The 23,817-nt window shown below is 42.1% G+C and carries 23 protein-coding genes; 15 read left to right on the plus strand and 8 right to left on the minus strand.

Translation table 11 applies throughout. The features are described from left to right. The first annotated feature begins 40 nt into the window (after positions 1–40). From B6K83_RS03270 to B6K83_RS03290, 5 genes are all read left to right on the plus strand, one after another. On the plus strand, positions 41–223 hold the full coding sequence (locus B6K83_RS03270; protein WP_085283163.1) for a Trm112 family protein: 183 nt from the start codon (positions 41–43) through the stop codon (positions 221–223). Positions 224–272: 49 nt separating this feature from the next. Then, positions 273–1,043 (plus strand): 3-deoxy-manno-octulosonate cytidylyltransferase, encoded by a 771-nt coding sequence (gene kdsB, locus B6K83_RS03275; RefSeq protein WP_085283165.1) that lies wholly within the window; start codon positions 273–275, stop codon positions 1,041–1,043. 144 nt (positions 1,044–1,187) lie between these two features. Continuing rightward, the gene (locus B6K83_RS03280) at positions 1,188–1,949 is read left to right on the plus strand and encodes an AzlC family ABC transporter permease (protein ID WP_085283166.1); all 762 of its coding nucleotides are present in this window, start codon (positions 1,188–1,190) and stop codon (positions 1,947–1,949) included. Next, entirely contained in the window at positions 1,946–2,263 is a 318-nt protein-coding gene (locus B6K83_RS03285) for an AzlD domain-containing protein (protein ID WP_085283168.1), read from the plus strand. Before B6K83_RS03280 ends, B6K83_RS03285 begins: the two co-directional genes overlap by 4 nt. 165 nt (positions 2,264–2,428) lie before the next feature. Beyond that, positions 2,429–3,859 (plus strand): zinc-binding metallopeptidase family protein, encoded by a 1,431-nt coding sequence (locus B6K83_RS03290; protein WP_198951650.1) that lies wholly within the window; start codon positions 2,429–2,431, stop codon positions 3,857–3,859. A 114-nt stretch (positions 3,860–3,973) separates the two neighbouring features. On the opposite strand, the gene B6K83_RS03295 is transcribed toward B6K83_RS03290, so the two are convergent. Beyond that, a complete protein-coding gene (locus tag B6K83_RS03295; RefSeq protein WP_085283172.1) occupies positions 3,974–5,071 on the minus strand; it encodes a 1-acyl-sn-glycerol-3-phosphate acyltransferase in 1,098 nt (365 codons plus the stop codon). Positions 5,072–5,470: 399 nt separating this feature from the next. On the opposite strand from B6K83_RS03295, the gene hpf reads away from it, so the two are divergent. The 3 genes from hpf (at position 5,471) to nudC (ending at position 7,833) form a co-directional block, all read left to right on the plus strand. Further along, positions 5,471–5,827 (plus strand): ribosome hibernation-promoting factor, HPF/YfiA family, encoded by a 357-nt coding sequence (gene hpf, locus B6K83_RS03300; protein ID WP_085283174.1) that lies wholly within the window; start codon positions 5,471–5,473, stop codon positions 5,825–5,827. A 311-nt stretch (positions 5,828–6,138) separates the two neighbouring features. Further along, on the plus strand, positions 6,139–6,549 hold the full coding sequence (arfB, locus tag B6K83_RS03305) for an alternative ribosome rescue aminoacyl-tRNA hydrolase ArfB (protein ID WP_085283327.1): 411 nt from the start codon (positions 6,139–6,141) through the stop codon (positions 6,547–6,549). Positions 6,550–6,792: 243 nt separating this feature from the next. Continuing rightward, positions 6,793–7,833, plus strand: a complete 1,041-nt coding sequence (nudC, locus tag B6K83_RS03310) for an NAD(+) diphosphatase (protein ID WP_085283176.1) — start codon at positions 6,793–6,795, stop codon at positions 7,831–7,833. 74 nt (positions 7,834–7,907) lie between these two features. Here nudC and B6K83_RS03315 read toward each other — a convergent pair whose 3' ends face one another. Beyond that, the gene (locus B6K83_RS03315) at positions 7,908–8,669 is read right to left on the minus strand and encodes a peptidylprolyl isomerase (protein WP_085283178.1); all 762 of its coding nucleotides are present in this window, start codon (positions 8,667–8,669) and stop codon (positions 7,908–7,910) included. A gap of 265 nt (positions 8,670–8,934) precedes the next feature. Here B6K83_RS03315 and B6K83_RS03320 point away from each other — a divergent pair, with 265 nt between their 5' ends. Next, complete coding sequence (locus B6K83_RS03320) at positions 8,935–10,716, plus strand: thiamine pyrophosphate-dependent enzyme (protein WP_233143785.1); 1,782 nt, start codon at positions 8,935–8,937, stop codon at positions 10,714–10,716. 79 nt (positions 10,717–10,795) lie between these two features. Here the strand turns inward: B6K83_RS03320 and lepB are convergent, their stop codons facing one another. Beyond that, complete coding sequence (gene lepB, locus B6K83_RS03325) at positions 10,796–11,461, minus strand: signal peptidase I (RefSeq protein WP_085283180.1); 666 nt, start codon at positions 11,459–11,461, stop codon at positions 10,796–10,798. 155 nt (positions 11,462–11,616) lie between these two features. Next, the gene (locus B6K83_RS03330) at positions 11,617–12,228 is read right to left on the minus strand and encodes a hypothetical protein (RefSeq protein ID WP_085283182.1); all 612 of its coding nucleotides are present in this window, start codon (positions 12,226–12,228) and stop codon (positions 11,617–11,619) included. Positions 12,229–12,575: 347 nt separating this feature from the next. On the opposite strand from B6K83_RS03330, the gene B6K83_RS03335 reads away from it, so the two are divergent. The 6 genes from B6K83_RS03335 to B6K83_RS03360 all read left to right on the plus strand — a co-directional run bounded on the left by B6K83_RS03335 (position 12,576) and on the right by B6K83_RS03360 (position 17,352). Then, on the plus strand, positions 12,576–13,088 hold the full coding sequence (locus B6K83_RS03335) for an RNA methyltransferase (protein WP_085283184.1): 513 nt from the start codon (positions 12,576–12,578) through the stop codon (positions 13,086–13,088). Between the two features lie 296 nt (positions 13,089–13,384). Beyond that, the gene (locus tag B6K83_RS03340; protein ID WP_077287100.1) at positions 13,385–13,594 is read left to right on the plus strand and encodes a cold-shock protein; all 210 of its coding nucleotides are present in this window, start codon (positions 13,385–13,387) and stop codon (positions 13,592–13,594) included. A gap of 107 nt (positions 13,595–13,701) precedes the next feature. Then, positions 13,702–14,868 carry a cell division protein ZapE gene (gene zapE, locus B6K83_RS03345; RefSeq protein WP_085283186.1) on the plus strand — a complete coding sequence of 389 codons (1,167 nt, stop codon included), beginning with the start codon at positions 13,702–13,704 and terminating at the stop codon, positions 14,866–14,868. A gap of 225 nt (positions 14,869–15,093) precedes the next feature. Next, the gene (locus B6K83_RS03350) at positions 15,094–15,885 is read left to right on the plus strand and encodes a DUF2884 family protein (protein ID WP_085283188.1); all 792 of its coding nucleotides are present in this window, start codon (positions 15,094–15,096) and stop codon (positions 15,883–15,885) included. Positions 15,886–16,048: 163 nt separating this feature from the next. Next, positions 16,049–16,819: a tRNA-uridine aminocarboxypropyltransferase gene (locus B6K83_RS03355; protein WP_085283189.1), complete on the plus strand. Its 771-nt coding sequence runs from the start codon at positions 16,049–16,051 to the stop codon at positions 16,817–16,819. Positions 16,820–16,914: 95 nt separating this feature from the next. Continuing rightward, entirely contained in the window at positions 16,915–17,352 is a 438-nt protein-coding gene (locus B6K83_RS03360; protein WP_085283191.1) for a DUF3010 family protein, read from the plus strand. Positions 17,353–17,432: 80 nt separating this feature from the next. On the opposite strand, the gene B6K83_RS03365 is transcribed toward B6K83_RS03360, so the two are convergent. The 4 genes from B6K83_RS03365 to rpsT all read right to left on the minus strand — a co-directional run bounded on the left by B6K83_RS03365 (position 17,433) and on the right by rpsT (position 23,774). Next, positions 17,433–19,583 (minus strand): M3 family metallopeptidase, encoded by a 2,151-nt coding sequence (locus B6K83_RS03365; protein ID WP_085283193.1) that lies wholly within the window; start codon positions 19,581–19,583, stop codon positions 17,433–17,435. A gap of 193 nt (positions 19,584–19,776) precedes the next feature. Continuing rightward, a complete protein-coding gene (locus tag B6K83_RS03370; RefSeq protein ID WP_085283195.1) occupies positions 19,777–21,390 on the minus strand; it encodes a GMC family oxidoreductase in 1,614 nt (537 codons plus the stop codon). A gap of 325 nt (positions 21,391–21,715) precedes the next feature. Continuing rightward, positions 21,716–23,371 (minus strand): dipeptidyl-peptidase 3 family protein, encoded by a 1,656-nt coding sequence (locus B6K83_RS03375; RefSeq protein ID WP_085283197.1) that lies wholly within the window; start codon positions 23,369–23,371, stop codon positions 21,716–21,718. 142 nt (positions 23,372–23,513) lie between these two features. Then, positions 23,514–23,774, minus strand: a complete 261-nt coding sequence (gene rpsT, locus B6K83_RS03380) for a 30S ribosomal protein S20 (RefSeq protein WP_085283199.1) — start codon at positions 23,772–23,774, stop codon at positions 23,514–23,516. Positions 23,775–23,817 lie beyond the last annotated feature (43 nt).

Below are 23,817 nucleotides of genomic sequence, written 5' to 3' on the forward strand. Positions count from 1 at the left end.
TTTCATCAAGCCAAGAGCTAACAAGTAAAGAGAGAATAAAATGGCATTTGATACAAAATTAATGGAAATTTTAGCTTGCCCAGTGTGTAAGGGTAAATTAGCGCATGATAAAGAGCAAAAAGAGTTGATTTGTAAGTTTGACCGCCTAGCTTTTGCCATTGACAAGGATATTCCAGTACTACTGGAAAGCGAAGCGCGACGTATTGCCTTAGACGATGCATAACGCAACTGATTGCAAATTTTTAGTGTAAACAAGATTTAAAGAGGTTGATATGTCGTTTGTGGTTGTGATCCCCGCGCGTTTTGAGTCATCACGCTTACCGGGTAAAGTACTGGCCGATATTGCCGGCAAGCCCATGATCCAATGGGTGGTAGAAAAAGCACGCGATAGTGGTGCCGAGCAAGTGATTGTTGCCACCGACAATGATGAGGTGGCGCGTGTCGTGCAGGGCTTTGGTGCTGAGGTGTGTAAAACCCGCGCTGATCATCAATCGGGCACTGAGCGCCTTGCTGAGGTCATGGAAACTTACCAATTTTCAGACCAACAGGTCATTGTCAATGTACAAGGCGATGAGCCGTTTATACCAGTAGAAAATATTGCCCAAGTAGCAGAAAATTTATCACGTCAGCGTGATGCTCGCATGGCAACACTAGCGATGAAAATTGAAGATGCTGCCGAAGCAGTAAACCCTAATGCGGTAAAAGTCATATGTGATAAAGCTGGTTATGCTTTGTATTTTAGTCGAGCCACGATTCCTTACGATCGAGGACGTTTTCTTAATAACGATGCTATTGATAGCATAGGTGATTTTTACCTCAGGCACATTGGCATTTATGCCTACCGCGCTGGCTTTATTAAAGACTATGTAAAATGGCCGGCAAGTCAATTAGAGCAAGTCGAGTCGTTAGAGCAATTGCGGGTGCTTTGGCAAGGAGAAAAAATTCATGTCGCGGTGGCAAAAACACGACTGGCGGTAGAAGGAGTTGATACCCCAGAAGACCTAGCAAAAGCTCGGGCATACGCGCAGTCATTATCAAATTAGCGTTGCTCAAATCGTTATCAAAACATCACATGGTGTTGTTAAGCAATGCAGTGATAATTTCGCGGCTATGTGGCGCGTAAACATGGCACATCATGCACTCAAACAGTAAAGTAAGCGCATAATTTAAGGTTAGGTGAACAGTTCATGGCTTTAAGCAAACAAAAAGCCCGTTGGTTAATGGCACAAAAAGGCTTTTTAGATATGCTGCCGCTAAATCTAGCGGTGTTACCTTGGGGTATTCTTTGCGGCTCTTTGGCAATTCAACGTGACTTTAGTGTGCTTGAAGCGATTTTGATGCCGTTAATTGTATTTGCCGGCTCAGTACAGTTGGTCTCTATTGAGTTAATAGCGAATCAAACGTCTTTGCTAACTGTGTTATTTACTAGCTTTATTATTAGCTCACGGCACTTTTTATACGGTCTGGCACTACGAGATAAATTAAAAAAACTGCCAAGCAAGTGGCGTTATGGTATTGGCTTTTTATTAACCGATGAATTGTTTGCGTTATCAGGGCATCGTAAAGCCTGTGTTGGTCAATTGCGGTTAATTTACGCGCTAGTTGCCGGCGGTAGTTTTTATATTTTCTGGCTGTTATGGAATATTGTTGGTGTAGTTGCCGGTAGCTACTTACCTGACTTGACCCACTTAGGCTTAGATTTTGCCATAGCCGTGACCTTTATTGCCTTAGTGATCCCGAGCATTATTAACTTACCGGTGTTAGTGACTGTGCTATGCGCCGGGGTTTTATCGGTATTGTTTAAATTATTACAGTTTGAGTTAGACTTAGTTGCCGCGGCACTCATTGCTATGTATGGCGGCTATTTGACCGACCGCTGGCTACAAAGACGTGCGGATAAAAACGGCAACGTTGTCGACAAAAATAAAACTAAGCAGGGGATATCATGACATTGCTGACCATTTGTTTAATGGCCTTGATCACCTTTACGACGCGTTATTTATTTATTCATCCGCGATTGCCGGTGCGTTTGGGCGCTAAAATGGCGAAATTTTTAAGCTATAGTGCCCCCGCCGTGTTAACTGCAATTTGGGTACCTATTATTTTTGTGCAGCAAGGGCAATTAAATGTTTCTTGGCAAAACCCATACTTAATTGCCGCTTCTTTGTCTGTGCTTGCCGCGGCTAAAACGAAAAGTATTTACTTTACTATGTTTGTCGGGCTAGTTAGCTTTGTTTTAAGTCGTTACTTATTAGCCCTTTAAATGTGATGGCGTTACATTAACGCATTGTGCTGTGCGTAAATGAGTCACTTTTCAGGGCTTGATAGTTAAAAATGCTCTGTTTATCGAATAAAGCTTGTCAGGTTATATTGCGAGCTTTTATTATGCCTTACCGCTTTTTCCACACAAAACATGATCAATATTATTATGACCTTTTTAAAATCATTAACCACGATCGCTATTGTCAGCGCACTTACTTTTATCCCCAGCCTTGAGATTCATGGCAAAGAAAATAAAGCCCAGTCAAATTCTAGCTGGCTAAATCTTAGCGCGAAAGAACTAAAAGCCGTTGAGCAATATGCCGATGAATATAAAGACTATATTTTTAAGACGCCCACCGAGCTAACCTTTGTCAGTGAAACTATTAAGCGCGTTGAACAACAGGGCTTTAAAAGGTTGACTGAGCAAAGTCAATTAACCCCAGGTGCGCGGTTTTATGATGTTAATCGCGATCGCGCCATTACCTTAATTGTGATTGGCAACAAGCCGTTGCAGCAAGGAACCCGCATTGTTGGTGCTCATATTGATGCACCGCGCCTTGAGCTTAAAGGTCGTCCTTTGTTTGAAAAACAAGAGTTTGCGCTTTTTCAAACCTATATTCATGGCGGCATAAAAACCTATCAATGGGTTAATATCCCATTAGCCTTAGTAGGCAGAGTCGATAAAAAAGATGGCAGTACCGTAAATATTTCAGTTGGCTTTGATGACGATGAGCCTATTTTTATGGTGACAGATCTGGCGCCGCACGTTGACTCACCGCACCGTAAACGCACGGCTCGAGAAGTGATCGGCAAAGAAGAACTTGATGTAATAGTTGCCGCAAAGCCGGCACTAGATAAAAGCATAAAAACGCAGGTACGCGAGTATTTAAAGGCGGAATATGATATTTCATTGGCCGATTTGGTTTCCGCAGAGTTAGCGCTTGTGCCGGCAACAAAACCGCGCGATGTTGGCTTTGATCGCAGCATGATCGCGGCTTACGGTCAAGATGATAAAGCGTCAGCTATTGCGGCGGTCAAAGCTATGACAGCATTAAAAACGCCAGAGCACACCGCGTTGGCTTATTTAGTTGATAATGAGGAAGTCGGTAATATTAATAATACCGGCGCGAGCTCAACTTACTTAGTCGACTTGATCAGTAGCTTGCTCTATAACAAACAAGGGGCTAACTATAATGACTATCACTTACGTCAAGTATTGCGTCATAGCAAAGTGATTTCTGCTGATGTTAACCCAGGTGTTAACCCAACCTGGCCGAATGTTTGGGAGTTAGGCAATGCGCCTCGTCTGGGTTATGGCGTTAACTTAAAGCTCTATGGTGGCGGCTTTAATGCTAATTCAGAATATATGGCCTGGACACGAAACTATTTAGATAATGCCAATATAAAATGGCAAACCTCGACTTATAAAGGTAAGGCGTCAGGCGGTACTATCGGAAGTGACTTATCTAATGACAATATGGAAGTGGTTGATTTTGGTATTCCAATTTTATCCATACATTCGCCATATGCCGTAGGCTCGAAAGTGGACTTATACGCTTTGTATAAAGCGATGTCAGCGTTTTATCAGGCAAAATAATCTTGCAGCACGCACACAGTATGCGTAAAAACGAAAAAGCCATAACGACTAAGTTGAAGTTATGGCTTTTTTATATCAGTGGAGCTTTTGCTGTGCCTAGCAGGTACGTAACGGTTAAAGTTGCTGCTTAGCGGTTACTGGGTTAGCGTACATGGTTAATAACCAGCGTTGTTGCTCAGCGTTTAAGTTTTCCATACGTTTATCAAGTTGTGCCATGACCTTGCTATCAGCGGCTTGCTGATTAAGGCTAGCGTGGGCAACTAGGTTACTGTCGTAAAGTTTGTAGTTGCCAATAATTTCTTTATCTATCGCTGCGGCAATCGCTTTACTATCGGCAAAGTCACCTTGTATGGGTTGGCAAAACTCGATATGTACGCGGCCTTTCTGTCCGATTAAGCCTTGGGTGATACTTTTTAGGTCTTCACCTTCTTGTTTTTGATAATGCCCTGTTGCTGCTCTTTCTGCCAGTTCAATGGCTTTATCATGATCACAAGGATCATACTCGTAAGATATTGATACCGGTACTATATTTAGCTCGCTAAGGTAATCAGCAATCGATGTTTGCTTATCTTTATTGAGCAATAACATGGAAATTAACGCGGCATTGGTTTTATCAATACCGTCTTTGGCTCGCCCTTCACGTTGCGCTATCCAGATGTTTTGTTGACGGTTGACTATGCTGTCGTGGATATAGGCGGATAGTTGTTTTGATGCCTTCAACATGGCGCGTTTGTTTTCTTCACTGCGCTTAACAATAAAACTTTTATTAATGCGCATTAAATCAGCCACCCAAGGTTGGTGTAGTAAGTTATCACCCACGGCGGCTTCAACCGTATTGAGGCCATTTTTATGCAGTGCTAAATTTACCAAGGCAACGTCTAAAACAATATCTCTGTGGTTGCTAATAAATAATGCCGGTTTACTGCTATCAAAGTTTGCTAAGCCATTAAAGCTAAAGCCAGCAGTACTTTTTTTGATTAAATGATGTAAATACTTCGCCACTTCCATTTGGATTTTATCGATACTATGAAACTTTTTGACACGAAATTTTAGTGACCATTTCACCATTGCACAGGCCAATTGCGGCAACAGTTGATAGAGGCGTGGCATTTTTAAACTTGCGATCGAGGCTTGTAAACCGGGCTGGTTAATTAGATTTTCGATTACAGCAACTACCTCATCATCACGATAAGGGCGAATATCATCAAACATTAAAAAAAATCTCTTTTATCGGGCCGAAAAAAATAATTTATCGAGCAAGGATTATAACGAGTCAACGCATAAAATGCGCGTTGTTTTTGTATTTGCTTGATATTTAAACTGGGTGGCATTATCTGCTAAATTGATGGCCGTTATGGCGTTTTTTTTAAAAACTTAAAGTGTAAAGTATTTTTTAAAATATTTTTACAAGCGATGGCGGCGTAGCTAACAATGCAGCCATAAGCAGTTCATCAGGCTGCGACCTTTTCTTTATTGTTTTACGGTAAAAAACGTTAATATTACGTCACTCAGCGAAAAGCGCACATTATGATAATATTTTGCGAATTAACTTGCGTTTTTAACTGTTAGCCCCGAGTATTGATATGAGTAACTAAAAAAAAGGAATACCGAATGAAAATAAATCTTTCAGGTCATCATGTTGACGTTACTGATTCAGTTAAAGAACATATCAATGAGAAGTTTTCTAAAATTGCCAGCCACTTTCCTACTTTAATTTCGCTCGATGTTAATCTGTCGCTCGTGCATAACAAGCATAATGTTGAGCTGCGCACAACATATGAAGGAGGCCGTATCTCTGCGTCGGGTAATGATCCTGTTATGTATCCTGCTATTGCCATTGCCGCTAAAAAACTTGATGCTGCATTAAAACATCGCAAGGGGTTATTGAAAGCAAACCTACATACTAAGCCCGAAACTACTGCACCCGATATTGCACATGAGAAAGTGCAAGAAATGAACCTGAAATAATGGCGAATTAATCACTCAATGTTTGACAAAAAAAGGAGGTTTTGCCTCCTTTTTTGTTTGCAAAATCTTAGGTACATTTAAAACCAATGTACTCATTGTTGCTCGCTTTTTAAGTAGCGTAACTACTATTTATAGCTCGCGCGCGATTAAATCCGTTTTAAATTGAATGCATTCTAATCCTGAAAAATCAACAGACCCTATTATTAGGCAGAGTTTGTATCAGCTTCAGCTAAGTTTTCGCGTTGGTAACACAAAAAGTTACTGGCCATGGTATAGTTGGGTTATTACCGTATATCATCAGCACATACCTTATGTTAGAAATCTCTAATACTGTCACGCTTGCCGATTGGGAAATCGAGCTAACCGGTATTCGCGCGACGGGCAATGGCGGTCAGCGCGTAAATAAAGTGGAAACCGCTATTCATTTACGTTTTGATATTAACCGCTCTTCTTTGCCGGCCATTTATAAACAACGATTACTCAAGCTCTCAGATAGCCGTATTTCGCAAGATGGCATTATTATTATTAAAGCGCAGTCATTTAGAACCCAGTCAATGAATAAAGACGATGCTTTGCAACGGCTAAAAGCCTTGATTTTATCGGCCATGCAAGTAAAAAAAGTACGACGTGCGACAACACCGACTAAAGCATCAAAGCGCCGACGATTGGATGCTAAAAAAAGAGTCAGTGCTAATAAGGCTTTGCGCGGTAAAGTTTTATAATTCTTGTTATAGCAATAGCTCATGGTTAATCGGTAGCAAACTTATGCACCTTAGTGCGTAAACCCTGCAGTAGACATGATTGGTGAGCACGCTACGCTTAAATTAGTGGGGACTTACAACACGATAATGCAAATGGCTTACTGGGTGGCTTAGGTGTTTTACAAAGCAACGAAAAAGCGCTAGTTTGGGCTCTGCTAACCACAGTATATAAGCATGAGTGATAGTAATGGAAATTAACATTTAATGAATAATAACCTTTTAAAACAGCAAGTGAAAAATAACGAATTAACCTTTTGTCAGATGCCACTTGAGCGTGCATCTATGCTGAGAAAAGACCCCGCTTGGTTACAGACGCAGCAAATGGCAAGCAGCAGTCGATTCTACTTTTTTTGGCGCGGACATTACCTCTATGCTCAGCAAGATATCGCCATTTTTAGTGAGCAAGGGAGTGGTGGTTTTACTAATAAACACAGTCAAATTAGGTTTTTAAAGCAAACGTTAAGCGATCACGCGCTGCTGTTTTTGGGGCTAGGCGCAATGGGCGCTGAATTTGTTTGTGACTTGTCTTGTTTAAGCGCAACTGAAATTGAAACATGGCGGTTAAATACTGACATCATTGACGCACACTTTCATGAATTTAGGGGCGCTTTGCCGCTATTAAGTTCACCGCAAGCGGCAATATTAAGTTATGCGCAAGCGTTAAGCCATTGGCAACAGACGGCGCTTTATTGTGGTAGCTGTGGTGAAAAAACGGACTCACTTGACGGTGGTCATCGCCGCAGGTGCCTTAATTCACAATGCCAAAAAGAGCAGTTTCCGCGTACCGATCCTGTGGTGATCATGTTGGTAGAGCACCAACCTGCAACAGGGCCGGCTATGTGTTTACTGGCCGAACATCACAGAACACCATCACAGGTGTTCTCAACACTGGCGGGCTTTATCGACCCCGGCGAGTCGCTACAAGAAGCGGTTTATCGAGAAGTGTTAGAAGAAGCGGGGCTTAAAGTATCTAATGTGCGTTATTTTGACTCACAACCTTGGCCATTTCCAAACTCAATAATGCTAGGGTTTATTGCTCAAGCGGACGACATGGCGTTGTCGATAGAACCCGATGAGCTGCGCAGTGCTCAATGGTTTACCGCGCAACAATTAACGGAATTTAATGAGTGGGGCGACGTCATGCTCGGCCCTAAGTTACCGCGAAAAGAGTCAATTGCGCGACTGTTAATTGACTCATGGTGTCAACAGCAATTAATGGTGGCAAACGATAAAGCTGAGGCATAATGCTGTACCAAGCTGTCCTTATTTGTGACAGCTTGGTGGATATAGCACTTTATCGACGATAAAATGTTATCGCTTTATGCTTGAAGTCGGCGCTTAAAAGCAAGGGTGGCAGCAAACAATAAGCCAAACCATGTAATTGAACCACTACCACTTGTGTCTTTTGGCTCTGTTGTTGGTGGCGTGACGGTAATGGCGGTATTTTTAACGGCTGCTAAATTGCTTGCGGTATTAACACTGGCATCAAAGATGGTCACAGATTCAATAGTGACGAAGTTTTCTACTCCGGGTACATAATTACTATCAGCACACTGCTCTGTGGTTAAGTCCGGCATGGGCATACTGGCACAAAGTGGTAAGTCAGCAATGGCGTCAATATTTTCCATGCCCTCGATCACTTCGCCAAAAACCGTAAAGCCACCGTTTTGTAAATCTAATTGCGCAGAGCCGCCACTATTGTCGGCTAAATTGATAAACCATTGGCTAGTTGCACTATGTTCATTGCCGCTGAATTTTGCCATGGCAATGGTGGCGCGAACATTAGAATACACGGGTTCGTTCTTGATGGCGCTTGCGGTAGGAATTGCCGTTAACGGTAAGCTACCGGTAAACTGAAACCCACCTGCTTGCATAACAAAGCCTGGCTCAACACGATGGACTAAGGTGTTGTTATAGCTGCCTTCGTTAACATAAGATAGAAAGTTCGCCACTGTGATAGGGGTGGTTTCATCATGTAAGTTGACTTTGAAGTTACCGTGAGAGGTGGTGAATTCTACTATGGTAGCGCTTGCAGAAAGACTGGCAAAAGTCAGGGCAAGAAATGATAATTTAGCGAACATGAATACATCCTAATGGGTTGTTTAAGTGTAAAAAAAACATGGATAATAAGTCGCTTAGCGTTAAACAACAAGTGCTATTAACGTTTTATTTAATGGCAAGTGAGCATACAACAAAGCGCGCTTTACATTCAGTGTAAAATTCTGCTGACAGAGGCTTCGCGTTTGATTGCAATCGGTAAACACCAACTATGATCTTGATCAGATTTTCGCGCTAACTTTCTTAGTACAGTGCCCAACCAATGAGCAATGTTTTTAAGGACTACTGGTGTTAGATTCGTATGAAATGAACTTAGGCACTGCCTACAACCAAAGTTTACCAAGCTTAGGTGACGTAATTGGCGATGTCATTCAGTTTTTTGGTTGTGAGCGTGTTTACGGCGTTGGTGGTGATTTCGCGGCCAATTTAATTGCTGCCATTGCGCCTAGAGTAGCAGTATGCCCGTCGAGTAATGAAATGCACGCTGGCTTTTCCGCCTGCGCTAAAGCAGAAATAGACGGTATTGGCTTTTGCTTGACCACTTATATGGTGGGTAGCTTACCCTGTACTTCAGCGGCAGCTTTAGCCGTGACAGAAGGCTTGCCTGTGGTATTTATTTCAGGCGCTCCAGCTGAAACAGAAGTTGCGCAAATGGCCATTCATCATACGCTACATCCAAGCACGGCATGGAAAACTCAATATGATAATGCCCTGGATGCGTTTGCTGCGCTCGGAGTTAAAGTCGAGCGTTTACAAGGGCAACGAACCCCTGGCTACCCAAATGTTTCTGGCGAGCGATTTTATCAATTAGTACTGCAGGCCTATAAAACTAAGCAGCCGGTGTTTATTGAAATACCGCGCGATCAAGTGATACAAAAAACTCAAGCCATTAAACTCCCCATTAGCATCGATGCGCCTTGTATTTGCCAGCATGTGCTTAGTGGCGCTGAGTTAGTAGTTGACGCCATAGTGACTAAACTTGCAAGCGCTCAATACCCTTTGTTGTATATTGGCGATCGACTCAAGCATAACCGCCAATTGCAGCAATTGTTACTGAATTTTGCTCGAAAATTTAACATTCCCTTCGCAACAAGCTGGTTTGCAAAAGGGCTATTCGATGAAAGTGAACCGCTATGTTTAGGGGCCTACAATGGCATTTTTAGCCAAACTTCAGGGCGGCTGTATATTGAAGAAAAAGTTGATTATATTATCGATATTGCCAGTAGCATTGTACCGCAAGACAGTAATATCGCCTTTGCAACAGGTACCCACAAAGTAGAAACCTTTGCTAATAAAACCCTGTTAAAAGGGGGAGCGTTATTAGAAAAAGACTTGCTAGAAATATTGCAATTACTCATGCAACGCCAGCAAAAAGTATTCAACTTTTCAGCCCCATCAGCGGCGAAAAGTACCTTAAACCTGCAGGATCCGCTTGATTTTAATAACCTTGCACAAACCCTCAATCATATTCAACGCCGTATCAGCACTCAGTTAGTGTATTTGCCCGAAGTGGGTAATTCATACTTTGCTAGTTATAGCCTACAGGTTAGGCAGTCGTCCGTAGGTCGAGGCTGGCTAACAAACCCTTGGTATGGTGCTATGGGCACAGCTTTACCCTATGCGCGCGTGGTTGCGCAACGTTTACAAGATAATGGTGAAGATGAGCGGGCGGTGGTGATTATTGGTGATGGTGGTTTTCACTTTCAGCTCAACGAGCTGATCCATTTTTTAAAAGACAATACCGATGTCACCATTATATATATGCGCAATAATGTGTTTCATTTAGGTAAAAGTGGCGATCAGGCCATTTATCATTGTAACGATCAGCGCTTTGATGTTGCGGCGCTAATGAGAAGTTATCAAGGGTATGCGCACACGGTTGCCAGTGTTGCAGAGTTTATCAGCGCTTTTAAGGCAACATTATCACGCTCTGGCATCTCCTTACTTGAAGTGCCCGCGCAGCCAACAGACGAGAGGCAATGCCATGAAATTCGCTTACTTAATTTGTACATTAAAGCTAAAAACGGTCACCCTCAAGCACAGCAAGAATGGCAGGCTTTAACGAACTAGCGGTTTAGGCAGTGTAATTTGGCAAGCGATACGGTTTCAGTTTTCCCTGTAGCGCAGTTTAGGCTATTGCCGTGCTAGATTAAATGGTTTTGAAAAATCGCTCACTGCGTGGCATAAAATATTGCTGATAATTTAATGAGAAGGCAACCCTTGTGCTGCGGCCAATAATTTCATGGCGGGGTACTAAGCCAATCACGCGAGAATCTGCGCTATGATCTCGGTTGTCTCCCATCACCAAGTAAGAGTTGTCAGGGATGGTTATTGATTTAAAATTTGCTAAAGCGGAAGTGCTGACAACGCCAGGTGCTTGTTGAGTGCGGATTAAATGGCGCTTGCCGGCGAAGCTTTCCTCGCTCAGCACATAGTTAGGGTATTTAGCGACAATCTTATATTGCGCCAATTGTTGATTGATAAATAACTGATTATTAATCAGCGCGACGGTATCGCCAGGCACAGCAATAACACGCTTTACTAATCGCTTATCAGCAGCGCGTGATTGAAAAATCACGATGTCATGGCGCTGAGGCTCATTAAGGGGTATTAAAACGTGCTGACTAAAGGGGAGTTTTAAATCATAGGCAAGTTTATTTATCAAAATACGATCGCCTTCGACTATGGTCGGTTTCATTGACCCCGTCGGTACGTCGTTCCAGTCGGCAATAGCACTGCGAAAAACCAACATCAAACTGATAAAGACTAATAGCGATTTGTTTGCTTTAAGGTGGTGGGAAATAGCGTTTTTCATGACATTCCTTTTCAAGTTTCTAACCATATTAATAAAATAACGACTTAGCTTTCGACTAAGTCGTTATTTTAAAGTTCGATTACCTTGCAGGAATTTATCCTGATAAATGTAATGATTTATTTCAGCGGCTTAACTCGCTGTCAGCTTTTATATTATTAATCAGTGTAACCCCAAGGTGCCGCTGGCGTTGCTATGGGTGTGGTTAAATCAAAATCTACGCGAAATTCTCGTCCTTGACGTGTTAAACGATAGGTGAATTGTTCGGGGTAGATAAACATTTGCCAGGTATTACCCATAGACTGAGGAATGCCGGTTTTGATAAACAATTGCTTCGAATATTCATCGGCGGGAAAAGCCTGCGCCTGCGCATAGCCCGCAACGACCGTATGGCCGCCATACATGGTTGAAACATCATAGCTGCCATCTTTTAGGCGATGGTCATGCTTTAATGACAACCCTGAGCCGGTTTTAGTAATGATCCATGTTCGAGAGGCATCATCACCAACATGAAAAGGAATTTCGAGTTTACTCTCAGAACAGCGCCTAACATGCATAATTAACTTTTTATTTGCAAAACCATCACCACTGGCGTTATCTAACGTTACTTTTCCTTGGTATGCCTTACCACAATGAGCTTTAATGCTATCGAAAAAGCTATCGTGCGTTGCGATAGATACTAATGGTGCGCTGGCAGCTACGACAGCGTTACTAAATATAAAGACACTGCTTGCTAGTGCAAGGGTTAACCGGTTGGATTTGAATTTCATTAAATACACCTTAAATGACAAAGTAAAAAGGGTTAACCGTTAATACTACCAGATAATGATTTAAAAAGGACAAGGAAATAGTTTGCTAATAAATCCGCCGACAAGCGTAAAATATGCTTGCAGATAAGATACGAGCAGCGCAAAATTATCGGCCTTTACTAAAACAACGTAAAATAGCCGGAGACTTGGCGTAAGCGATAAAATATTTGCATATGTGCAATCATCCTATCGATGCTGAGTTGGGGCATTTTATCTAATTGCTAAATTGTCGATAGCTAGTGCAGTTGCCGCGAAGCGGTTTGGGTTAGCGACCTAGCAAGTTACATAAATGTTAACGATTAAATAAAATGAAAAAAACACAGTTTGTCATAGGATTAACCGATCCAAAAAGCCCGAGCAATGTTGGCGCCGTTATGCGAGCAGCCGGTTGTTTTCAAGCAGATGAAGTACGCTATACTGGCGAGCGTTTTGCCAGAGCGGCAAAATATAATACCGACACTAAAGCCGCTGCCCAGCACATTCCGTTAAATGCCGTGACTTGCTTAACAACAGATGTAGCGCCAACACAAAAAATTGTTTGTGTTGACTTAGTCGAAGGGGCGATAGCACTGCCGAATTTTAAACACCCTGACAACGCCCTTTATATTTTCGGACCCGAAGATGGCACTATAGCGCAAGCGGTAATTGATCGCGCTGATGCTGTGGTATACATACCAACAGTTGGCTGCATGAACTTGGCGGCAAGTGTCAATGTTGTGTTATATGACCGTATGGCGAAGTCGGCGGATACATTAATGGGGGATGAGTTAATTAAGCGCAGTCGCGATACTAATAATCGGGTAAAAGTTAAAGTCAGTTAACGTGCGTTGACGCTGCAGCATATTGCTAGTTGTCTGCGATGGCATAGCCCGTGATCTTAATTTTGAAGTTAAGGTGACGCGTATAGTAAAGAAATATGACTTTTATACGAAACGGCTTGACTCTGTCTGAGAATTCGGTATTATCCCTCACAGCTAGAAAGTAAGACCTATATTTATGTACAAAGTATCGAAGTTATATTAGTAAGTAGCTCGTCCTGTTTAATAAGTAATAGCAACACTTCCTGCAACACCGCCTTAATTTTGAGGCATCAATTACGAATAAATAGGATATTATAATGTCTAATACAACTACTGGTACAGTTAAATGGTTCAACGAATCTAAAGGTTTTGGTTTTATCGAGCAAGAATCTGGTCCAGACGTTTTCGCACATTTCTCTGCAATTTCTGGCGACGGTTTCAAAACTCTTGCTGAAGGCCAAAAAGTACAGTTTACTGTAACTCAAGGTCAAAAAGGTCCTCAAGCTGAGAACATCGTAGCACTTTAATTAATAGGCTTTAGCTGACTTAACAAGCTTAAGTTAACTAGCATATTAACAGTGTTGAAAAAGGGGAGACGTTAGTCTGCCCTTTTTTGTGTCTCTAAGAAAATCTCATGTCACTGCTCATTCAATACCAAGCGCTTGTTAAGCAAAATAACCTCAAGTTAGATGTAGAACAGCTCAACGCTGTTCAGGTGCTAGACACACTGACCAAAAAACTCATCAATCGACAAAGTAAAACAAATTTTTGGCGGCCATTAACGCTATGGTTTAGCAAACCAACACCAATCAAAGGGCTTTATTTTCATGGTCGAGTCGGCCGTGGCAAAACTATGTTGATGGATTTATTTTATCAACAGGTAAGCCTAAAACGTAAAAAGCGTATACATTTTCATCATTTTATGGAAAGCGTTCATCAGCAGTTACATGCACTTAGTGGTGTAGATGACCCCTTAGTTTTGATTGCGAAGCAGTGGACGAATGACGTCGACCTACTGTGTTTTGATGAATTTTTTGTCAATGACATTGGCGATGCTATGTTATTGTCTGGCTTACTTAATGCTATGTTTGCTAATGGTTTGGTATTAGTTGCTACCTCAAATTGTCGCCCAGATCAGCTATACAAAAACGGGCTACAAAGAGAAAGGTTTTTACCCACCATTGCGCTTATTGAACGTTATTGCCAGATAATTTCTATCGATGGGCCGGTGGATCATCGTCTGCTATCTACAGAGCGAGTTAATGCGGGTCATCGTGATTATTATGTTTGCGCTGAACGTAGCGAATGTGGTTCAGACTTTCTATCACAGCACTTTTTAAAGCTCGCACAAGCCAAGGTAGTGCATAATAGCAGTCTTAAGATCTTAGGCCGAGATATTCAATTTGTCGCGCGCAGTGGTGATGTGATCTGGTTTGATTTTATGGCGCTATGCTCGGGGCCGAGAAGCCAACGAGACTATATTAAGTTAGCGGATAATTTTCGCGTTGTACTCATCAGTAATGTGCCACAGTTTAGCGGCGCTTTAATTCCTGCTGTGTTCTCAGGAGTTGAAGATAGCTATCAGCGCAGTGGTGTGGTGATGGGAGAGTTAAGAAGTTTAGACGATGAAGCACGGCGCTTTATTGCCTTAGTTGACGAATTTTATGATCGTAGCATTCGGCTTATTGTCGCCGCCGAGGTCGATATTTCAGCGCTTTATCAGGGCAGTCAACTCGCACATGAGTTTGCCCGTTGTCGTTCGCGCTTGTTTGAAATGCAAAGAATCAATTATCAAAGCTAACGGCTGTTGTTGTTTGTTATTAGCGATAACTAGCGCTAGTTAAACTCACTAAATAGTAGAAAATTTGACGAAATGTTTGTCTGTAAATTATTTGTTATTGCGGGTTTGTTACGTTAAGTTGCTGATATTGTTATGTATTTAAGGTTGGCATCGGTTTTGTAATCTAATTGTTATAGCTAACCATATTTGGCGCTAACTTAAGCTAATTTATCAAGGAAAAAATAAATGAAAACTTTGATCGCAACCGCACTATTGATCGCCAGCACGGCAAGTTACGCACACGACAACTCTTTTAGCAGTGAAGCTTGTCATGTTGACTTACATGGCGGCATTAATATTGATGCTAAGCAAATTACGTTCTCGAAGAATAAAGCGCCGCTATATACCATTAGCGATAACCAAACCTTATTGGTGCAAGGTCAAAAGGTGACATTGACTGCCCAGCAACAGGCACTTGTAAACGACTATGCAACTAAGGTTCGCGCTCTAGTACCTGAAGTTAAAAGTCTCGCTTTAGACGCCATTGACTTAGCCATAGATGGGGTAAATTTAGCCTTTAATGAATTATTAGGGCAAGGCAATAAGGTGAGCACTGAATTGACAACACAATTAACCACTATCCGCGCTGAGGTTGACCGCGAGTTTGACCAAAACAAGGGCTTCTATATCGATGAAGAAGGGTTTTCAGGTGATGACTACTTTAACGATGATTTTGAGCAACGCATAGAGTCGGCAGTAGAGAACACCATCAAAAACTCCATTGGCGGCTTAATGATTGCCCTTGGGCAAGAAATGCTAGCCTCTGGCGGCGATATGAGTGCCTTTGAAGATAAAATGACTCGCTTTGGTGAACATATAGAGCACGAAATGACCACCCGGAGTGCAACACTAGAGCAGCGTGCAGATGCGCTATGCCAAGAGGTTATTGCCATTGATAACTTAGAAGGGCAACTGCAAGCCAGTATTACCGAGCTTGCTCGCTATAACATGCTCACCACCAAGGCTTTAAAACAATAGCAAATCAGCACCAGCAGAGCCGCATTTTTAGCGACTAGCTGCGCGAAAATACAAGCTAAAATCACAGATAAAGCGCCAGGCAATGCAACTGGCGCTTTTTTGTTGCTAACTTAGTAGCTGCGCGTTAAAGTAGCGCCTTTTCAATTTCGCTGGTAGAAAGTTTATGCATGCGGTTCAACAACTTCACCAATACCGAAAAAGTCTCAGCACCACAACCTATAAGTCGCGTGGTCAGCGTGTTGTGCGTTGTGAGTTGTGTCGGTTAGCCAAGCAGTTTTGTATTTGTGCTTTGGCGCCCAAGGTTAAATCGCAAGCCGGCTTTTTATTATTGATGTATGATACTGAGGTGCTAAAGCCCAGTAATACCGGTAAGTTAATCGCAGATTTAGTCCCCGACTGTTTTGCCTTTCTTTGGTCACGCACCCAAGTAGATGACAAGATTATTCGTTTATTAAGTGATCCAAGTTGGCAGCCTATGATAGTGTTTCCTAAAGCCTATGCCGGCGAAGATCGACAAGTTTTTGATAATAAAGTTACATTAGTCGATGGCAAAAGGCCGTTATTTATCATGCTTGATGGTAGCTGGCGTGAGGCAAAAAAAATGTTTCGTCGCAGCCCTTACTTACAACATCTACCTGTGGTGTCGTTTACGCCACAAGCGATTGATAATGGCGCTGATATCAATTCACGTTACCACATCCGCATGGCGGCGAATAATACCGAATTAGCCACAGCGGAAGTTGCTGCACAAGTGCTTGCGTTGGCGGGGGAGCAAACCAATGCCGGCTTACTTGACCTTTGGTTTGATGTCTTTAGTTATCAGTATCAGCGTGGCGTTTGCCAGCCAAATAAAGCCAACCCTAATGCAGTTAATAATTACCTAGACTATACACGTTTACATGGTATTAGCTTAGCTAAAGATAATATACGTTAAGGGGTTTTTCCACGCGAATTTTAAATGCATGAAAACACTGCAGCTTTAGTAAAACTATTTTATAATAACCGACAACATTGAAATGAGGTTAATTTATGAAAATATGTGGTGTTGAATTAAAAGGTAACGATGCAATTATTTGTATCATGTCGCGGGAAAACGGGTTGTACGACATACCAAAGACGCGCGTACAAAAAATTAGTCTTGTTGATGCCGGCGATGCCGAGCAGGTACAAGCCTTTCAGTTTGCATTTGCTAAACTGATGGAAGATTACCATGTTGATAAGGTGGTAATTAAAGGTCGTGCCTTAAAAGGTAAATTTGCCGGTGGTCCTGTTGGTTTTAAACTTGAAGCGGCGATTCAATTAATTAAAGACTTACCGGTGGAAATATTAGCAGCAAGCTTTATTAAGAAGGCGCTCAGTCGTAGCCAAATCAATATTGATTTTCGTGATACTGGCTTAAAGCAATATCAACAACAGGCTTTTGAAACCGTATTTGGTTTTTTTGAAGGTAGTCTGTATTTACAATAGTTTAGTTTGGTTTATAGCTAACATAAAAGGGTCGCTAAATAGCGACCCTTTTTAATGTCATTTTATTGTGTTTTCGATGACTAGTTTGTGGTTAAACCTCGACGTTCTAATAATGGCTCTACGCTTGGATCTTGTCCGCGAAAACGACGATACATAATGGTAGGATCATCAGTGCCACCGCTTTCTAAGACATGTTTGCGGTATAATTCAGCGGTTTTTTCATCGAATATGCCATTTTCTTTAAAGGCTAACCAAGTGTCGGCATCATAAATGTTTGACCAAATATAGCCGTAGTAGCCTGCAGAGTAGCCACCAGCAAAGATATGAGAGTAATAACCCGTTTTATAGCGTGGTGCAATTTCATCAATTAAACCGATTTCTTGTATTACCTTGGCTTCAAATTGATTCGCATCTTGTAGCTCTGGAGTTTCTAGTGAATGCCAACTCATATCAAGTAACGCTGCCGCTAAATATTCTGTGGTGGCAAAACCTTGGTTAAACTTACCTGAGGCTTGAATTTTCTCAACTAAGGCTTGTGGAATAACCTCACCGGTTTGATAGTGTTTGGCAAAGTTTGCTAAAACTTCAGGCTCTGTCATCCAGTTTTCCATCACTTGTGACGGATATTCAACATAGTCTCTTGGTAATGCTGTACCGGTTTGTGAACGGTAGTAACCATTAGATAATAAGCCTTGAATGGCGTGACCAAATTCATGGAATAAGGTTGAGGCTTGATCAAAGGTTAATAGCGTTGGTGCATCGCCAACGGGGCGCGGGTAGTTTAAAACATTGTAAATGATCGGGGTTACGTCTTCACCGTTCATACGGTACTGTTTACGGAAGCTGCTCATCCAAGCGCCGCCACGTTTGCTTTCACGCACATAGTGGTCTGTCATGAAAATACCGACATAGCTACCGTCTTTATCAAACATTTCAAAAGTACGCACGTCAGGGTGGTATTTAGGTAAATCATCACGTTCGCTAAAGGTAACACCCCAAAGTTTTTCAGCAGTAAAGAACACGCCTTGTAATGTGGCTTCTAGTGAGAAGTATGGCTTAGTCTCTGCTTCGTCAATATCAAAGCGTTGCTTGCGAATCTTTTCCGCGTAATACCACCAATCCCATGCGGCAAGCTTAAAGTCACCCCCTTGCTGGTCAATCATTTTTTGCATGTCGGCCGCTTCTTCTTTAGCGCGAGCTAATGCCGCTGGCCATACTTTATTTAGTAAGCCAAAAACATTTTCAGGAGTTTTAGCGGTGGCATTTTCTAAAACAAAGTGGGCATGGGTTTTGTAACCTAACAGCTGAGCTTTTTGAAAGCGTAAGCTTGCCATTTCACTAGCGATTGCTTGGTTATTATTGGCATTATCGTTATTGCCGCGCATGGTGTAACCCTTGTAAATGGTTTCACGCAACTTGCGATTGTTTGAGTAAGTTAAAAATGGGTTTTTACTTGGGCGATGCGTGGTAAAGACCCACTTGCCATCATGACCGCGAGCGGTTGCTGTAACAGCAGCAGCGGCTATAATGTCAGCGGGCAAGCCATCAAGGTCAGCTTTATTATCGATCACCATTTCAAAGCTGTTCGTCTCAGCTAATAGGTTTTCGGCAAACTTTAAACTTAACTTACTAAGTCTTTCATTGAGTTCGCGTAATTTTTGCTTATCAGCGTCATTTAGGTTTGCACCACCTCTGACAAAGCTTTTATAGGTTGTTTCTAACAGTCGTTTTTGATCGGTGCGTAAGTCAAATTTATCTTGATTTTCATAAACTTCTTTTACACGCAAAAATAGGGCATTGTTTAGTGCGATATCGTCGTTTAATGCTGAAAGCTTAGGCGAGATCTCTTTGGCAATGGCGCGCATTTCTTCATCCGACATTGAACCGGTTAAGCCATAAAAGGTGTTGCTGACTTTATTTAGGAAGTCGCCAGACTTTTCCATTGCCACTATGGTATTTTCAAAAGTTGGCCGCGATCTCACCTTAGTGATAGCGTCAATTTCAAGTTTATTTTGCTCAATACCGTGATAAAAAGCCGGTAAATAATGACTTTTTTTAATTTTGTCAAATGGCGGTATACCATAAGGCGTATCGTAATCAGAGAAGAAGGGGTTGTTAGCCGTGTTGTTGGCAACTTGAGCTGCTTTTACCACATCAGGTGTCGTGGTAGGTTGCTGACAACCTGCTAAAGCAATTGCAATAGCCAATGGCGCGAGATAACGAATTTTCATTACATGACCTTGTTATTTTTTTCCAAAGGGAAGTACGTTTTATTCGATGTGAGCAAGTCACAAAGAGGCTTGTTTTGATTTTATGTCGCGTACGCACTGTGTACAAGGGCAGAGTATAAATATACGATGAATCGCCGACTATTGGCGGTAGAATTGTTGGTTGTTGTTTGTCTGTCGTGCGCTATTTATGGTTTTACTCCTTATTTTTGCCATGCTCCGCCAGAATCATATCTGAGCCTTTAGCGGCAATCATCATAGTTGGCGCATTGGTGTTACCACTAATCAGTGTCGGCATAATTGAGGCGTCAATAACCCGCAGCTGTTTAATACCGCGAACTTTCAGTTGTTCATCTACCACAGCGAGTTCATCTTGACCCATTTTGCAGGTGCCAACTGGGTGATAAATGGTATTAGACTTATTTTTTAAAAACTGTGTTAATGCTTGGTCTGAGGTGCAGTTTTCATCTGGAAAAATAAATTTAACATGGCTTACTGACAGTGGTGGTGTGGTTAAGATACTTTTAGCGATTTTTACGCCTGTAAGCATAGTCTCAATATCATCTTGATGCGCTAACATATTCAACTCGATACGAGGCTGGTGCAGAATGTTATTGCTATTAAGTTGGATACTACCGCGACTTTTCGGCCTTAATAGGCAAACGTGCAACGCCATACCATAACTAAAGAGAAGTTTATGATTTCTGCCGTGATCGTCCATAGCAGCGGGTACGAAATGTAGTTGCAAGTCGGGCTCAGTTAGCTGTGGCTGGGATTTAATAAAGCCACCACTTTCAGCAATGACTGTGGTTAGCAAGCCGGTACGTTTAGTGACAAACTTTACGGCTTCTTTTATGCCCCACCAAATGGCTTTTGGCCGATAGGCTAAAAGTTCCGTTCTATTATGCTGGGCAACGCAGAGTACATCGACATGATCCTGTAGGTTTTGACCAACGCCCTCAAGGATGTGCGCTGGCGTTATATTGTGTTTTGCTAGCTCAGCTTTAGGCCCTATACCCGAAAGCATTAAAATTTGTGGAGAGTTGATGGCGCCCGCGCTGACGATCACCTCTTTGTTGGCCATAATCTGTCGCCTTTTGCCGCGATATTGATAAATAACACCGCTGGCAACACCGTTATTAATCAGTATTTTTTCAACTCGTGTTTCTGTGATAACGGTTAAGTTTTTACGGGTTAAATTAGGCGTTAAAAAAGCTTTGGCCGCGCTGTGTCTTAGGCCGTCTTTTTGGGTAACTTGGTAATAACCAATGCCTTCTTGCGAAGCACCATTAAAATCGTTGTTTTCAGGATAGCCGGCATTAAGCGCGGCTTGAATAAAGTCGTCATTGGCGGCCGGTTTTGACACGGAGTCGGCAACATTGAGTGGCCCGTTAACGCCATGAAACTCATCGGCGCCGCGTTCTTGATGTTCAAGCGCCTTAAAGTAAGGCAAAACATCGTCATAACTCCAGCCTTGATTACCTAAGCTTTGCCAATGATCATAATCATGTTTTTGGCCTCGCGTGTACAACATGGCATTAATTGAGCTGCTGCCACCCAGCGTTTTCCCCCTCGGCATAAAAACTTCTCGTTGGTTGAGGTGTTTTTCAGCTTGGGTGTTAAATTGCCAATTGAGTGTTCGACTTTTCATTAAGCCAATAATGCCAATGGGTAAATGAATGAGCCAATTGTTATCCGCTTTTCCCGCCTCAAGCAGACAAACACTATGCTCTCCACTAGCGGATAATTTATCGGCGAGTACGCAGCCAGCTGAGCCGCCACCTATAATGATAAAGTCAAATGTTTTCATGCCTAGCCCTGTAGAGTTACTTAGTATTTTCTAGTAAACACATCAGACCACTATGATATAAAATTATGTGATATTCAAGTATCTCGGTGTCGCTGTGGTCAGTGATGTTATTTACCGTAGTTTCAGCCAAGGTTTGCAGGAAAATATTGATTCGCGTTGGGGGAAGGTATGTGATTTTATTGCCAGTAATCTTTGCTTACATTGTGTAATAAATCTAATAATATTGTCGAGTTTATAACAAAAAAGGCTAAACAACGTTTAGCCTTTTTTGCCGATTTATTGTAAAACCTTTGACTTATAAGCGCGTTTAATTGAAGTGCTTATTTTAGTTAAGTCCTAGGACTTTTTTGCCTTGTATAAAGGTTATATCAACAGGGATGTTAGCAGATGTTAGCTTGGCAAGATCAGATTGTAAATCTGGGCTTATAAGGCCTTTATCTGCCACAAGTTTAGCCACGCCCTGATAGTCTCCATTGCCTTGTAAGGTCAGGATTAAATTAGATAAACTATCAATAGCAGCACCCATTTTTTCAATGTTGACGCTATAGAAGCCTTGCTCGTTTCGTTCAAAAGCGCCTTGCTCTTGGAAGTAGTTAAAGCGAACCATGTTAGCTTTACCATGCGCAGAACTGGCACCAAAACGTACCGAGCGGAAGATGCCCGCCATAAAGGTGACATAGTAATCTTCAAGTTGACCTTCGGTGATCGCGCCTTTGTCTAAAAGTTGACTGATCATGTACAAACCAAGGATATCAGCTTTGCCTTCTTCTAGTGCTGAGGCGTGCTCTTTAAGTGCTTGACGAACCGTACCTTTATTGTTGACGGTATTTTTAATGCCAAGACCGTGCGAAACTTCATGAAACATGGTATTGGCGAAAAATGCATTGAAAGTAATATGCTTTCTTTGCTCTGGAACAATTAGCTGTTCAGCAAGAGGTACAAGGATATGATCAAATTTTGCCTGCATGGCATTTTTAAGCTGTAAGCGTCTGGTACCTTTTTCAAGTTGCACTTGTTCGTCATTTGGCAAATTAATGGCAATGGTTTTGCTGCCTGCATTTGAATGACCAGCGTAGTAAATTACATCATAGGCATTTAGGTCTGCATCTGATCCCGGGGTTTCAGCTTTGTATTTTTTATCGACCGGTAAGCCTTTTTGCAGTTCTGGTAGGTACTGAGCGTATTTTGCAAGTTTTTCACTCCACGCCATGTCTTTTACTAAAACATATGACTCGAAGGCCGCACGGTAGCCGTATAGCTGATCTTCGTAAGTTTCAATTGGACCGATAACCACATCAATAGGGTTTTTTTTCATATCCATCCATGCAAAGTCAGAGGCTTGGAAGTCATCAGTGCGGATCGCGGTTGCGCGCATTTTTAGGTAGTTAGCGAACTCTTTATCATCGGCAAATGTCGCCGCTTTTTCTAAAATAACCGCAATGCGATTGACTTCGTCACTATAAGCTTCAGAGTAAGCTATGGTGCTTAACTGCCCGCTTTCATTGCGGATCACGAGTGAGTACAACCCATTTTTGTCAGCAAAAGTCGCTTGTTCAAATTCTGCTTTGCTAATATCACTGGGGTAGAACTGAACACCTGGATTTTTTTCTCCATAGCCGGTTAAAAAGGGTTTGTCACCATTAAGGCGATCCCAAGGGCCATAGTTAATACGGGCGAATTCACGCACTTTATCATCACTAATTGATGCTAAAAAACTGTCTTTGTCTTGGCCAAATGCCTGTTGCCAAAATAAGCTATCAGCAATGTCTGATGCTTCAATGAGCAATGACAGCATTTTTCTTTGGTTGTCAGATAAGTGCGATAAGTCAGCGTTTAAGGTTACGGTTTTGTATATACCTAGACGGTCTTGGTACTCAGGAAGTAGTGCTGCTTTACTAGCAGTTTGCTGGTCATTGTTGTCGCCACAGGCTGCTAAGGTGCCTGCCATGATCATTAGCGCGGCAATTTTTGAAAGTTTCATGTCTAATCTCTGTTGATAAATACCGGCTAGAGACTAACAAAATCAGCGACAAGCGCAAGGTTTGCGTGCAATAAATGCTAGGATAAAAAACTTACGGGCATAAAAAAACCGACCTAAGTCGGTTTTTTAATTCTGAACAAAATTAAAGTGCTTTAATAGCAGCGTTTAAACGACTCTTGCTACGCGCAGCTTTATTTTTGTGAATAAGACCTTTACTTGCATAACGGTCTAGAATTGGTGCAGCCGCTGAGAATTCTGCAGTTGCTTTTTCTTTGTCACCGGCTTCGATAGCAGAAATTACTTTTTTCAGTAATGTACGCATCATTGAGCGACGGCTTGCATTGTGTTGACGGCGCTTTTCAGATTGTAATGCGCGCTTCTTAGCAGACTTTGAGTTAGCCAAGGTGAACTCCTAAAATTGAATAAATATTGCCTAAATTTAAGGC

Source organism: Colwellia chukchiensis (assembly GCF_002104455.1).
GTDB lineage: Bacteria > Pseudomonadota > Gammaproteobacteria > Enterobacterales > Alteromonadaceae > Cognaticolwellia > Cognaticolwellia chukchiensis.